Source organism: Gleimia europaea ACS-120-V-Col10b, from assembly GCF_000411155.1.
Classification (GTDB): Bacteria; Actinomycetota; Actinomycetes; order Actinomycetales; family Actinomycetaceae; genus Gleimia; species Gleimia europaea_B.
The window spans coordinates 899729-912898 of sequence record NZ_KE150266.1 but is presented as its reverse complement, the minus strand read 5'-3'; the positions used below and the strand labels follow the sequence as shown (position 1 = coordinate 912898).

11 protein-coding genes are annotated in these 13170 nt (G+C 60.5%); 9 read left to right on the top strand and 2 right to left on the bottom strand.

Going from position 1 to position 13170, the window contains the following annotated elements; genetic code table 11:
• The first annotated feature begins 57 nt into the window (after positions 1-57).
• On the top strand, positions 58-1056 hold the full coding sequence (gene argF / locus HMPREF9238_RS04180) for an ornithine carbamoyltransferase (RefSeq protein ID WP_040316475.1): 999 nt from the start codon (positions 58-60) through the stop codon (positions 1054-1056).
• 24 nt (positions 1057-1080) lie between these two features.
• Positions 1081-3243, top strand: coding sequence for a beta-galactosidase (locus tag HMPREF9238_RS04175; protein WP_016444200.1), 2163 nt, complete (start codon positions 1081-1083; stop codon positions 3241-3243).
• Positions 3244-3248: 5 nt separating this feature from the next.
• On the opposite strand, the gene HMPREF9238_RS04170 is transcribed toward HMPREF9238_RS04175, so the two are convergent.
• Positions 3249-3593 (bottom strand): hypothetical protein, encoded by a 345-nt coding sequence (locus HMPREF9238_RS04170; protein ID WP_016444199.1) that lies wholly within the window; start codon positions 3591-3593, stop codon positions 3249-3251.
• Between the two features lie 131 nt (positions 3594-3724).
• On the opposite strand from HMPREF9238_RS04170, the gene HMPREF9238_RS04165 reads away from it, so the two are divergent.
• The 4 genes from HMPREF9238_RS04165 to HMPREF9238_RS04150 all read left to right on the top strand — a co-directional run bounded on the left by HMPREF9238_RS04165 (position 3725) and on the right by HMPREF9238_RS04150 (position 8846).
• Complete coding sequence (locus HMPREF9238_RS04165; RefSeq protein ID WP_016444198.1) at positions 3725-4786, top strand: o-succinylbenzoate synthase; 1062 nt, start codon at positions 3725-3727, stop codon at positions 4784-4786.
• A 14-nt stretch (positions 4787-4800) separates the two neighbouring features.
• Positions 4801-6639, top strand: coding sequence for a thiamine pyrophosphate-binding protein (locus tag HMPREF9238_RS04160; RefSeq protein WP_016444197.1), 1839 nt, complete (start codon positions 4801-4803; stop codon positions 6637-6639).
• Positions 6640-6712: 73 nt separating this feature from the next.
• A complete protein-coding gene (locus tag HMPREF9238_RS04155; RefSeq protein WP_016444196.1) occupies positions 6713-8332 on the top strand; it encodes a S1C family serine protease in 1620 nt (539 codons plus the stop codon).
• Positions 8333-8456: 124 nt separating this feature from the next.
• Positions 8457-8846, top strand: a complete 390-nt coding sequence (locus HMPREF9238_RS04150; RefSeq protein ID WP_016444195.1) for a hypothetical protein — start codon at positions 8457-8459, stop codon at positions 8844-8846.
• Positions 8847-8890: 44 nt separating this feature from the next.
• On the opposite strand, the gene HMPREF9238_RS08590 is transcribed toward HMPREF9238_RS04150, so the two are convergent.
• Positions 8891-10318 carry an isochorismate synthase gene (locus HMPREF9238_RS08590; protein WP_051109770.1) on the bottom strand — a complete coding sequence of 476 codons (1428 nt, stop codon included), beginning with the start codon at positions 10316-10318 and terminating at the stop codon, positions 8891-8893.
• Positions 10319-10488: 170 nt separating this feature from the next.
• On the opposite strand from HMPREF9238_RS08590, the gene HMPREF9238_RS04140 reads away from it, so the two are divergent.
• The 3 genes from HMPREF9238_RS04140 to HMPREF9238_RS04130 all read left to right on the top strand — a co-directional run bounded on the left by HMPREF9238_RS04140 (position 10489) and on the right by HMPREF9238_RS04130 (position 13167).
• Positions 10489-11211, top strand: a complete 723-nt coding sequence (locus HMPREF9238_RS04140; RefSeq protein WP_016444193.1) for a demethylmenaquinone methyltransferase — start codon at positions 10489-10491, stop codon at positions 11209-11211.
• 218 nt (positions 11212-11429) lie between these two features.
• Positions 11430-12737 carry a geranylgeranyl reductase family protein gene (locus tag HMPREF9238_RS04135; RefSeq protein WP_051109769.1) on the top strand — a complete coding sequence of 436 codons (1308 nt, stop codon included), beginning with the start codon at positions 11430-11432 and terminating at the stop codon, positions 12735-12737.
• A 67-nt stretch (positions 12738-12804) separates the two neighbouring features.
• The gene (locus HMPREF9238_RS04130; protein WP_016444190.1) at positions 12805-13167 is read left to right on the top strand and encodes an NADH-quinone oxidoreductase subunit A; all 363 of its coding nucleotides are present in this window, start codon (positions 12805-12807) and stop codon (positions 13165-13167) included.
• Positions 13168-13170 lie beyond the last annotated feature (3 nt).

Below are 13170 nucleotides of genomic sequence, written 5' to 3'. Positions count from 1 at the left end.
AACGAGGAAAGCGTGGACATGCCTGCGCGCGCCGGGTGCGGCAAATAGACTGGACGCATGGATTTTCCTCTACGTGGACGCAGTTTTTTGCGCGAACTCGACTTCAGCGCCAGCGAGTGGACGTACCTGCTTGATCTTGCCGCGCAGTTAAAGCATGCAAAGGCCCAGGGGCGGGAAACTAAGTATTTGCAAGGTTTACAAATCGCCCTCGTCTTTCAAAAAATGTCCACCCGCACCCGTTCGGCCTTCGAAGTCGCGGCGTTTGACCAGGGTGCAAACACCACGTATCTTGACCCGGCCTCCTCTCACGTGGGCTACAAAGAATCCGTGGCGGACACCGCGCGCGTCCTTGGCCGCATGTTCGACGCCATCATGTTTCGCGGGGACAGCCACACCACCGTTGCACAACTACACCAGTGGGCCAAGGTGCCCGTTTTCAACGGCCTCACAGATCTTTGGCACCCCACGCAGATGCTGGCCGATGCCCTCACCATGCGCGAACACTCTAGCGCGCCACTAGCCGAAACAGCTTTTGCGTACGTGGGCGACGCGCGCTACAACATGGGCCGGTCCCTCCTCGTCCTTGGAGCCATGCTGGGCATGGACGTGCGCATCGTGGCGCCAACCGCCCTGCAGCCGCCCGCCGATCTGATCGCACAAGCCCAGGATCTAGCCGCTACCACCTCGGGCACGGTGACGGTAACCGACGACGTCGAGGCCGTTGCGGGCGCAAACTTTGTCCACACCGACATGTGGGTATCAATGGGTGAACCCGAGGCCGCGTGGGACGAGCGCGTTCGCCTGCTCACTCCCTATCGCGTGGACGAGGCGCTAATGGATCGGGCCGGCGCGAGCGCCAAGTTTATGCACTGCCTGCCCGCGATCCACGACACCAACACGCAAGTAGGCAAAATGGTATTTGAACGCTACGGGCTGAACGGGTGCGAGGTGGGCGACGAAGTGTTCGAATCGGATCGCTCCATCGTGTTTGACCAGGCTGAAAACCGCATGCACACCATTAAAGCCGTCATGGTTGCCTGCCTCGGACGCGAATAAACCTAGAAAGCAAAGGATCTAGCGATGAACTCGATTCTGCCCACAAATGAACTTTGCTACGGAGGCGATTGGAATCCCGAGCAGTGGCCCGCCGAAACCGTGCGGGAAGACATTGAACTGATGCGCGAGGCCGGGGTGAACCTGGTGACGCTCGGCGTGTTCTCGTGGGCAAAACTGGAGCCGCGCCCCGGCCATTACAATTTCGCGTGGCTCCGCGAAATCATGGACCAGTGCGCTGCGGCCGGCATCTACGTGGACCTGGCCACCGGCACCGCCTCTCCACCCGTGTGGATGGCCCGCCAGTACCCCGAATCCCTGCCCGTAGACGAGGCCGGAGTGCGCCTGTCTTTCGGCTCACGCCAGCAGTACTGCCCCTCCAACCCCGCCTACAAGGAACGGTCAGTGGCGCTCGCAGGCGCGCTTGCGAGGGAGTTTGCCGACCACCCCGCCCTCGTCATGTGGCACATCAACAACGAGTACGGCTGCCACGTACACGGCTGTTACTGCACTGCCTGTGAGGGCGAGTTTCAGGCGTGGTTGCGGGAAAAATACGGTTCTATCGAGGCGCTTAATCACGCGTGGAATACGAGTTTTTGGTCCCAAACCTACAATGATTTCACGGACGTGTACTTACCGCGCAAGATGCCCGCGCAGCATAACTCGTCGCAGGTTCTGGATCACGCGCGCTTCGCGGACAGTCAGCTTCGCGGCCTGTGCATAGCCGAGGTGCAAAAGGTGCGTGAGGTTGATCCCTCGATTCCGGTAACCACGAATTTCATGGGCGAATTTCCTTTCACTAATGGGCGCGAGTGGGCGAAGCACCTAGATGTCGTGGCGGATGACTCCTACCCGGATCCCGCGCTTGCCGGTAGTGCGCACGAGGTCGCGTTCACCTCCGCCCTCATGCGCGGATATCGCGGCGGCCAGCCGTTCTTGCTGATGGAGCAAACGCCGGGCGCAGTGCAGTGGCGGCCGGAAAACAGCCCGAAGCGGCCCGGCCAGCTGGCCCTCTGGTCACTTTCGCGCGTGGCACACGGCGCGGATGGCGTGCTGCATTTCCAGTGGCGGCAAAGTCCAGGCGGAGCGGAAATGATGCACTCTGCGATGGTGGCGCACGCGGGTAAAAACGCGCAGACGTGGGCAGAAGTGGTTCAGCTAGGTCAGTATTTGCACCGGCTAACCCCGGTGGTGGGGCAGCGGGTGCAGGCAAGGGCCTGCATCGTGGCGGATTGGGAAAGTATGCGGGCGCGGGCCGCTGTGGTTGGTCCCGACAGCCTGCCGCCGGCTATGCATGGGGCGCGGGCGTGGCACCGAACCCTGTGGGAGATGAACATTGTCGCCGACGTGGTTGGTATTGACGATGACCTGGCCGGCTACGACCTCGTGATTGTGCCCGAGCTGTTCATCGATTACCCGCATTTCAGTGCGCGCCTTCAAGCCGAAGCTGAGCGCGGCGCGCAGGTGCTGGTTGCGGCTCCTACAGGCGTGGTTGATGAGTTTGGCCGCGCGATTTTGGGCGGATACTTAGGGTCGCTATCGAATCTGCTGGGAGTCCGCGTGACTCAGCACGCTGTGGCTTCGCCAAATGCGCAGCGTTGGAATATTCCAAACTTGGACGAAGTGGATCCGCGCGTTGACCGGATTACGAGGGCGGTGCAAGTGCCCGCCAAGCAAGGCTTTCACAACTTGGAGGTTCGCTCCGAAGAGCTGAAGCGGGCGCTGGATCAGATTGGCACGCCCCGGCCCAACCCGCGCGGCGGCGAGCGGGCCGAGTACGTGATGGCAACAAGCGAAGCCAGCGACTTCACTGACCCAATGTGGCTAAATGACGAGGTCGAGGTGATGGCTCAGTTTGGCTACGAGTCAGATCTTGGAGGATGGCCGGCAATCACTCGCAGACGAATCGCTAAGGGTAGCGCGTGGTATGTGGCAACGGATCTGGATGCGACGGGGAGGGCGGCCCTCGCGCGCGTGCTGGGCGCGTTTGCCCGCCTGGACATGAGCGGCATGACGCTACCTGATGGCGTGGAGAGGGTGACGCGCGGGCCGGTCACGTTCTACATGAACCACTCTGACAAGGCTGTACAACTGTCTGGCGTTACCGGGTTTGACCTGATTTCGCAGGCGGATGCGACGGGCCACGCCGTCCTCGCACCTCGCTCCGCAATGGCAATCCTAAGCCGCTAGGTAGCCTACTTGCGATACGGACTTTCCAGCCTCCACTTTGGTAGCAGCCACAGCGGGTACTTGTTTGAGAACAGGCCGGCCACGGTGCCGAATGCACCTACTGCGGACAGTAGACAACCGAGGATAAACAGTAGCCGTACGCCTGCGCTGAGCTCGCTGAACAGCCCTGATAGCCCAATGATGCCCAAGCCAAACAGCAAAATGGTGAAGCTGGGGAGGAAAACGAAGGCGAATCGTTCATCCACGATGCCGTTTTCCGTTTCCCACGCCCGCGAAGAGGGCGTGTCTTTGCGTAGCCATAGGGTTGCGATGAGGGCCGCGAGGCCCAGTACGAATGCGATGATCGTCATGCCTTAAGCTTACCCACACGTGCCCACGCGGGCTTGCGCGGATTTGCCGTGCCGCGCGCCAGACTTTCACCGAAGGTGAGCCGGGGCCCGGCAGGGCCACGAAATGTGCGCGAGTTTGGCAAAATGGGGTTGTGAATGATGCGCTCCCCACGGATTCTGCCCGGCTTTTTGAGGTCGCGATTGAGGCGCTTCCCGCCTCGGTTGTGAACGTGTTTGAAGGAATCGACCGTCTGCTCTATTTTCGGTTGCCGTTAAAGAACAAGTTTCGGCGTATCACCGTGCGCGACGGTCTGATTTTGCGCGGGCCGGGCGGTTGGGCAGAGGTGTCACCGTTTTGGGATTATGACGCTCGCGAATCCGCGCAGTGGTTGCGCGCCGGACTTGAGGCCGCGCGAAGTGAGCCGCTACCGCGTAAGCGCGAGGCCGTGCCGGTTAATGCGACGGTGCCGGTGGTGGATCCGCAGGTGGCGTTCGACATTGTGAAGAATTCGGGTGGTGCGCGCACGGTCAAAGTGAAGGTGGCGGATCCGAACTCGACCATTAGCGAGGATTGCGCGCGTATCGAAGCGGTGCGCGACGCCCTCGGTCCGACGGGGCAGATCCGCGTAGATGCGAACGCGGCGTGGGACGTGCCCCAAGCTTTGGCGGCGATTCGCGAGCTGAACCGGGCGTGCCAGAGCGGGGGAGGGGCAGACCTCGAATATGTGGAGCAGCCGTGCGCAACCGTGGAGGAGTTGGCGCGCGTGCGCCAGCAGGTGAGCGTGCGGATTGCGGCGGATGAGTCGGTGCGCCGCGCATCGGATCCGCTTGCGGTGGCGCGCGCGGAGGCGGCGGATCTGGTAATCGTAAAGGTGCAGCCTCTGGGCGGAGCGAAGCGGCTGATTGATGTGGTTGCGCGGGCAGGATTGCCAGCGGTTGTATCTTCTGCCCTGGACTCGTCGGTGGGTCTCGCTCGCGGCGTGGAGTGCGCGGCAGCGTTGGACGAACTTCCCTTTGCCTGTGGCCTCGCAACCGCGCAAATGTTCACCGCCGACGTCACCAAGACGCCGCTACGACCGGTAGGTGGAATGATCGCGCCTCGAGAAATTGAAATTGATGAGGCGGCCGTGTCGTTCTTGCCACATAGCCGTGGCGAGGCGGCGCACCTCACGCGGTGGCTCGATAGGCTTGAGGAAATGGTTCACTGCCTGTAGTGGCGGAGAGGGTTATGCCTGCTTCTGTTGACGCGCGCTGGCTGGTTGCGGCGCTGGCTCCGTACGTGCGCGATTTTGTTGTGGCTGCGGGTTCGCGTAGCGCTCCGCTCGCGTACGCGATAGCTAGTGCGGAACAGAGCGCAATGGTGCGCGCGCACCCCGTGTTTGATGAGCGTAGCGCAGGGTTCTTCGCGCTGGGTCTTGCGCAGGCTTCGAAGGCTCCCGTCGCGGTGGTAACAACATCGGGTACGGCCCCCGCTCACCTGCTACCCGCAGTGATCGAGGCGTTCCACACGAGCACCCCACTCATTGTGATTTCGGCAGATCGACCCTTTGAAATGAGGGGCGTGGGCGCGTCCCAGACCACGGACCAGTCGGCGCTGTTTGGCAAGCACGTGGTGGCGCAGCTGGATGTGCCGGCGGGCGTGGGGATTAGCCCGGATACTCGTTCGATTTACGAGGACGGCGCCGCGCAAGCATTTGTGGCCCGGGTTCGGCGCCTGGTGGGGCAGGCCGTGGGCGCGCGCGGGGTGGGTGGCCCGGCGCATATTAATATCGGCTTGCGCGATCCGCTGACGCCGGAGGGCGCGCCGGCGGTAGCAGATTTGGATGCGGGCGCCCCCGCCCGGCTTGTTGCGCGTGAGCCGGTTGCGACTGCGTGGGAGGACGCAGTGCGCGACCTGCGCACGGTCATCGTTGCCGGTGACAAGGCCGAGGGGGCGGCGCAGCTGGCCCAGGCAGCTGGAGTTCCCCTCTTGGCGGAGCCCTCTTCTGGCGCCTTCGGATCGCCCGCTTTCAGCGGCTTCCAACAGCAAATGCTCACCCGGTTTGCCGGTGAAATCGAGCAGATAGTGGTGCTGGGACATCCCAGCTTGTCCCGCCCCGTCTCCCGCCTACTGGCCGGCCCTGCCCGCGTGGTGGTGGCTTCAACTGCCCGCGAATACCCTGATGTTGCCGGTAGCGCCGACCTCGTTGTTGAAAAACTCGCCCCCGCCAAACAGAAGATGGCGGAGGACGCTTGGGCAAAAAGTTGGGCCTGCCACGCCCAAAACATTGGCCACTGGATTCAAGCGCGCGAACTCAGCCAGCTTGCCTCCTCCTGCCTCGATGAGGACAACTGGCAGGGCAATAGTCCATGCGAGGCGGATTCCAACATCGGCGTTAACCAGCCAATACCGCACGGCGTTATCGCCGCCCGCGCGGTTTGGGACGCCTACGCGCGTGCCTCGCGTGTGGACGGCCCGGCCGATGGGGGCCACGCCCTCGTCCTGGGCGCTTCAAATTCGATCAGGTACGTGGATTTGGCGGCAGATTCTCCCGTGGGTAATGGTGCGAAAGGGGTGTTCGCGGCGCGCGGTCAGGCGGGAATCGACGGCACGATCGCAACGGCAAAAGGCATTGCGTACGGGCTTGATTGTCCCGTGCGCGCATTGGTTGGAGACCTCACGTTCATGCACGACATTGGTTCGCTCCTCCTCCCCGTGGGGCAGGCGGCGCCGAATGTGGACGTGGTGGTGATAGACGACGGTGGGGGACGCATCTTCCAGTCGCTCGAACATGGCCTTGCCCCAAGCGCGGTGTATGAAAGGTTCTTCGCCCTCGCTCACAGCCTAGATTTTGCGGCGCTTGCCGTCGCCACCGGCTGGGAATACGTGCGCGCAGACTTCACTTCCTCCAACTCCGGAAGTGCGAATACCGCCGCCAACAACGCCGGGGAGGCAAACGCTTTTGACACCTTGACGAGGGCGCTTGCAGACAGGCCGCGAGGGCGGATCATTCACGTGGTGGCAGATCACAGTGGGGTGCGCGCCGGCGTGCAATCACTTTTTCCAGAAAAAACCCAGGTGCGCTAAAGAAATCGCTCAGAACGTGGGGTCACCATGTACATTGTTTTGAAAAAAGTACAGATATTTTTTAGGAGCCACGATGGATAGCGAGCGTCCCAAGAATTACGAGGGCGAGCCAGACTCCGTTTCCGGTGCAACCCCGCCGGGTGAGCCTACTGAAACCCCGCAGACTGAACCAGCGCAGACCGCACGTTCTGAGGCTGCAAAGACCCCGGATCAGTCGCGCTACGTCTACCGAACATCAGATTCGCAAGGCACAGGCCAGCAGGATACGCAGGAACAGGATCCGCGTGAGCAGAGGCAGAATGAGGAGCACAGCCGGGCACAACTCCAGGGGTACTCCGCCCCCATGAGCGCACAAAACTACTCGCGGCAAGATGCTTACGACCAACAAGGTTACGGCCAGCAGGACTCGTACGCCCAGCCAGGTTATGGTCAGGCGAACTATGACCAGCAAGGCTACTCTCAGCAGGCGTATGGTCAACCGTTTGGATACTCGCAGGATGTGCAAACAGTGCCGGACAAACCCGCCAAGAAGGGGCCGGGTTGGGGCGCCCTCATAATCGCAATGTTGCTTGCCGCGTTCCTCGCGGTGGGTGGCACGATTGCTACCTTGAAGTTTTCGGACACGTTTGCGCCTGCGGCTAGTAGCCAACAGATTCAGCAGCCGTCCGGCGAGAAGACCCCAACCGTCGAGGTGACGGGTGAAGGCACTGACTGGCAGGCGGTAGCTAACGCGGTTCGCCCCGCCACCGTTTCTATTCAGGTCAGCACGGGCGAGGGGGGTGACACCGGTTCGGGCGTTGTTTGGGATGGCAACGGCAACATCGTGACGAACTATCACGTGGTTTCCGCTGCGGTCAATAACGATCAGGCGAAGATCACGGTTCGCGCCAGTGGAAGCCGGCTTTACGAGGCAGAGATCGTGGGTATCGACCCCACCACCGACCTCGCTGTAATTCGTTTGAAGAACCCGCCTGCTGATCTAGTTGCCGGCAATTTTGGTGATTCTAGTCAGCTGAAGGTAGGCGAGGCCGTGATGGCAGTCGGATCGCCGCTCGGTCTTACGGACACGGTGACCACGGGCATTATTTCGGCGTTGGATCGTCCGGTGGCGGTAAAGACGGCCGTGCCCAATGATCAGGAGGAACAGTTCAACTACCAGTTCCCGTACTTCTTACAGCAGTCGCCGCAATCAGAAACCGTGGTGACAAACGCGATCCAGGTGGACGCCTCCATTAACCCCGGTAACTCGGGTGGCCCGCTGTTTGACGCGCAGGGCCGCGTGATTGGCATTAACTCCTCAATCGCGTCGATGGGTAAAGAGGGGGCAGCTGGCTCTATCGGCCTGGGATTCGCGATTCCGGTGAATCTGGTGAAGAACGTGGTGACGCAACTGATTGAAAAAGGCGAGGCTGTGCACGCCCAGCTTGGCGTGAGCATCTCTACCTCGGCCGTGCAGGTGGGTGAGGAAACCCGTCTGGGCGCGAAGGTGGAGTCGGTGTTGCCCGGGGGCGCAGCTGCGGATGCGAAGCTACAGCCTGGTGACGTGATCGTATCGATCGATGGTAACGGCGTGGTCTCGTCTGCTGCCCTTACAGGTTTTGTCCGCAGGTACAACTCGGGTGACACGGTGACGCTGGGGGTTGCTCGCGGCGGTGAGATCATCGAAGTGCAGGTGGTTCTCAAAGCGAAGTAACCTGACAGGTCAGCTAGTTTTTGCCATTACTTTCAAACCCTTTCGAGGATCTTCGCGCGGGTAGCAAGCGCTCTTTTGACGCGTGTAGCATTGGGCTTGTAGCGCTTAGATCTAGGAGAATCTCGTGAAGCGAAATAGTCAGTACACCATTCCGGTTGTTTTGGTGATGCTAGCTGGCCTGGCTCTGCCTTTCCTGGTTTGGTACGAGCAGGTTCTATTTCAAGCGCATCACATGCGCGCCGAAGCCGGGGCGGGGGATTGGTTGCTCTTGATGGGCGGAGCACTGATTTGGGCGGCGGTGGTTTGCGTCGCTTCGGTAATGGCGAATGTGCTGGCTGTGGAGTATTACAGGTCGGGCGGCATCTACCTAGTGGCAGCGATAGCGGCCGTGGTGTGCGGCGTTTTCACCGCATTAGCCTTGAACGCCTTTTCGCCCTTGGCGTTGACCATTGGTTTTGCGGTGATTTTGCTCCCCGCTATCTACGTGGTGATGCCAGACTACTCGCCGCGTTAAACCGGGTTCTCCAGCCTTAAGTCTTTACAGATCGGCAACGAAGATTAGTTTTCGAGGCCGATTGCTTGCAGTACGGGCAGCATTTTTGCCCCGGTTTCGGCCAGTTCCACCTCGGGAATGGATTCGGGCATGATGCCCCCGCCGGCGAACACGCGGATTGAGTGCTCGTCGGGAAGCACTTGGCCGCAACGCAAGGCGATTGCACACGCACCTTCGCCCGCGCCATCGATCCAGCCAACCGGACCGGAGTAGCGCCCCCGGTCGGTGAGTTCGTGTTTGGACAGCAACTCGAACGCGTCCTGCGTGGGCGCACCGCAAACCGCAGCCGTTGGATGCAGGGCGCGCACGGCCTCGCATACGGGTGCCAGGCCCGCGCCAATCTCGGTGAGGTTCGCGCTCACATCGGTGGCCAGGTGCGTGACGTTGGGCAGGTCCAAAAGGAACGGCTCTTCAGGGGCGTCGAGGTCAGAGCTGAGAGGGGCCAGGGCACCCACAACCGATTTAACCGCCAGGGCGTGCTCTTCGCGGTCTTTGGCGGATTCCCACAGGGACGTTCCCTCACCCGGAGGGCACGTGCCGGCAAGCACGCGGGATTTCAACTGCCCGCCGCGTACGGATGCAAGCATTTCGGGTGACGCGCCGGTGAGGCCGGCAATGCTGAACGTCCAGGTGGTGGGGTAGGCGCCGGCAAGCTCTTGTAGAACTGCAACCAGGTTGATCGGATGGTCTGAACGGGCCGTGATGTCGCGCGCCATAACGGCCTTTTGTGCGCGGCCCGCGCGTAGCTCGTCCACAACCATGGCTACGGCGTGTTTCCACGCGGAGCGTGACATGGTTCCTGGATCCAGATACCAGTTGGGCTGTCCGTCGGTGCCGTCGGGCACTGCCTCACTCCGGTCAGCAGCGGCTGGGCCTGATTCGAGCTGCCTGCCGCCGGCTTCAACAACCGTCTCGATCCTCCACGTGGCATCTCCCATCGCCACCCACGCAACGCGTGGCAATATCAGCGCCCCGGGCGTGCCGGGAGCAAAACCGAACGACATGAGCCCCAGCGGAGCGCGTAAACCCGTCCGCGCAAAAAACTCCTCGCCCCCGCTTACGTTTGCGTCGGCGACCAGCACCAACCAGTCTTTACCCGCAGCTTGCATATGCGGCTGATTTTGCACTGTGCCGGGATTTTCTGGCTGCGGGTTTGGCAGCAGTGCGCGGGAGAGTTCTTTGAAAGTTGGATGTGCCAGGCCGTAGCTACCTTTCTCTGTGGCAACGACGGCAAGCGCAATGCCAACCCCTGCGATGGTTGGCTGAATATCCGCAGCGAGCGCGGGCCCACTCCAAACCGAAAGGTTGCTCGCGCCTTCAAGGCGGTTCAAAAGTTCAAGAAACGTGGAGGGCCCATCGACTTCGCTAATCGAAACGCGCAGTTTGGGCCGCGCGTGCGGGTCGCGAAGATCGAATCGTTGAGCGCAGTTCATTAGGGTCACGGTATTCCATATTACCCGGCCGTGTAAGTGGCTGCGGCAGGGATCCTAACGCGTCGGTTTTGCTGAAAATATGGGCATTGTATAAGCCGGCAACAAGATGCGGGTGATCGTCATTTGGCCGAAGTTCACCTCCGGCGCCCAAGCGTGACAATATAGACCCCATGGCAGATCGGGACCTTAAAGCTTCAGACGTGAACCGCGCATCGCTAGAAAAGCGTCCCCACGAGGTCGCGGGCATGTTTAACAAAGTGGCCAGCCGCTACGACCTCACCAACGAGGCGCTGACTTTTGGCCAGGTGCACATTTGGCGCAGAGGAGTTGTGCGCGCTCTCAACCTGAAACCGGGTGAGCGCGTGCTTGACGTGGCGGCCGGAACGGGTGGTTCCACGGCGGCCCTGGCAGAAACCGGCGCGCATGTGATCGCGTGTGATTTGTCGGAAGGCATGATTGAGGTGGGTCGTCAGCGTCACCCGGAGTTGGAGTTCGTGCAGGGGGACGCAACAGATTTACCGTTCCCGGACGCCGCGTTTGACGCGGTGACCATTTCATTCGGGTTGCGGAACGTGCAGGACACCGAGAAGGCGTTACAGGAGATGGCGCGCGTTACCAAGCCGGGCGGGCGCCTCCTCATCTGTGAGTTCTCGCGGCCAACGTGGCCGGTGTTCAACGCCCTCTACGGGTTCTATTTGGAAGAGATTTTGACGCGCGTTGCGAAACTGCTGTCTTCAGATGATGAGGCCTATGACTATCTGATTGAGTCGATTCGCGAGTGGCATGATCAGGAAACGCTGGGCAAGATGATCGCCCAGGCCGGCTGGGGACGCGTGCAGTACCGCAACTATACGGGCGGTATTCTCGCGTTGCATCGGGCTGTGAAGCAATGAAGTGTAGGCCTCCGGTTTTAGCGATAGCCTCACCACGATCAATAAAATACACAACACCGCCGTGATTAAATCCGATCGGGTTTGAGATGGTCGGATTTTTATTTCCCGTGCCAAATCGGCTATTTTCTGTATCTTTTGTGGACGCACCCTAACTGGTGGATAGGGTAGTGACATATGGCATTCTGCCTCCGTAGGAATGCAAGTTTGGTAAAAGTTATATGAGTAGCAACGAGCGGGAGGAACACGTGGAGCTGGATGACGCGTCCGACTTCAGTGCTGGTGTCGTCGTTGTGGGCGCAGGGCCTGCAGGTTCTGCAACGTCTTATTATTTGGCGAGGGCGGGACTTGACGTCGCTCTTTTAGAAAAATCCACGTTCCCGCGCGACAAGATTTGTGGTGATGGCCTGACGCCCACCGCAGTTGCCGAGATCCAGCTCATGGGTGTTAACACCGAGGGGTGGCAGCGCAACAAGGGCCTTAACGTGATTGGGGGCGGCCACTCTATTTACCTTCCGTGGCCAGAGACCAAATCGGCTCCTAACTTCGGTATGGCGCGTGCCCGCATGCAGTTGGATGAGGACTTGGCGCGTCGCGCCCAGTCTGCGGGTGTCCGCTTGTATGAGGGCTTCAACGTCACGGGCGCTCTCCAAACCCCAAGCGGCCGCGTATGCGGAGTGACGGCGAAGGTCGGTAAGGGCAAGGACGCGCGCGATATCGAGTTCCGCGCAAAAGTTGTGGTCGAGGCCGGTGGCGTAGCTGCACGCCTGGCCACCTCGCTCGGTATTGAAAAGATTGAGAACCGTCCGTTGGGTGTGGCGGCGCGCGCGTACTTTAAGTCGCCCAAGGGTAACTCTGAGTGGATGGATTCCCACCTGGAGCTGTGGAGCGGCAAGCGCGGCGAGTCTGATCTTCTGCCCGGCTATGGATGGCTATTCCCGTTGGGTGACGGCGTTGTGAACGTCGGTCTCGGCTCGGTTTCGTCCACGTCAAAGGCCACCAAGCTTCCATATCGTGAGATTTTCAAAACTTGGGTGGCGAACTTGCCAGAAGAGTGGGAGATGACCGAAGAGAACCAGATCGGTCAGCTACGTTCGGCGGCCCTGCCCATGTCATTTAACCGCAAGCCTCACTACCGGGACGGCCTCGTAATCGTCGGTGACGCGGGCGGCATGGTTTCCGCTTTTGACGGCGAGGGTATTGCTCCGGCTATGAGAGCGGGGCGCTACGCTGCAGAATCCATTGTTTCCGCGCTAAGTCGCACTTCTGATGCCGGTTTTGACCGCGCGATGGAGACGTACACGGAGGCACTGACCGCAGACTGGGGCGGCTACTACCAGCTGGGCCGCATGTTCGTGAAACTGATTGAGAATCCAAAGATTATGCACGCCTGCACAAAATATGGCCTGCCGCGTCCCAGGCTCATGAAACTCGTTCACAAACTCCTGTCGGACGGCTTCGAACGTTCGGGTGGAGAGTGGGATGACAAGTTGATAACGGCTCTTGCGAAGGTGGTGCCAAAGGTATGATTAAGCGTTTGGTATTCCCTGCAAAATCTACAAAGAGTGATCTGTTGACCGCCAGGTTGGAGGCATAGTGAGCAATCCGTATATTCCGATATTGATCATGGCTGCGATGGCAGTCCTGGTCGCCCTCGGTGGCCTGGGCGCCTCCGCGATCCTGGGACCCGTTAACAAGAACAAGGTCAAGTCCAGTAACTACGAGTGTGGCGTGGACCCGATCCATCACGACGCTGATGTGGGCCGTTTCCCCGTCAAGTACTACCTGGTGGCTATGACATTCATTGTTTTCGACATTGAGGTGGTCTTCCTTTACCCGTGGGCTGTGGCCTTCGGGAAGCTGGGCCTGTTTGGCCTCGTTGTCATGTTTACGTTCATCGCGCTGATCACGGTTCCATTCATTTATGAGTGGCGTCGCGGCGGCCTGGATTGGGACTGATAG

What these genes read in the sequence shown, in the direction of transcription:
- argF (WP_040316475.1), top strand. Translation starts at nt 58, where the DNA reads ATGGATTTTCCTCTACGTGGACGCAGTTTTTTGCGCGAACTCGACTTC.
- HMPREF9238_RS04175 (WP_016444200.1), top strand. Translation starts at nt 1,081, where the DNA reads ATGAACTCGATTCTGCCCACAAATGAACTTTGCTACGGAGGCGATTGG.
- HMPREF9238_RS04170 (WP_016444199.1), bottom strand. Translation starts at nt 3,593, where the DNA reads ATGACGATCATCGCATTCGTACTGGGCCTCGCGGCCCTCATCGCAACC.
- HMPREF9238_RS04160 (WP_016444197.1), top strand. Translation starts at nt 4,801, where the DNA reads ATGCCTGCTTCTGTTGACGCGCGCTGGCTGGTTGCGGCGCTGGCTCCG.
- HMPREF9238_RS04155 (WP_016444196.1), top strand. Translation starts at nt 6,713, where the DNA reads ATGGATAGCGAGCGTCCCAAGAATTACGAGGGCGAGCCAGACTCCGTT.
- HMPREF9238_RS08590 (WP_051109770.1), bottom strand. Translation starts at nt 10,318, where the DNA reads ATGAACTGCGCTCAACGATTCGATCTTCGCGACCCGCACGCGCGGCCC.
- HMPREF9238_RS04140 (WP_016444193.1), top strand. Translation starts at nt 10,489, where the DNA reads ATGGCAGATCGGGACCTTAAAGCTTCAGACGTGAACCGCGCATCGCTA.
- HMPREF9238_RS04135 (WP_051109769.1), top strand. Translation starts at nt 11,430, where the DNA reads ATGAGTAGCAACGAGCGGGAGGAACACGTGGAGCTGGATGACGCGTCC.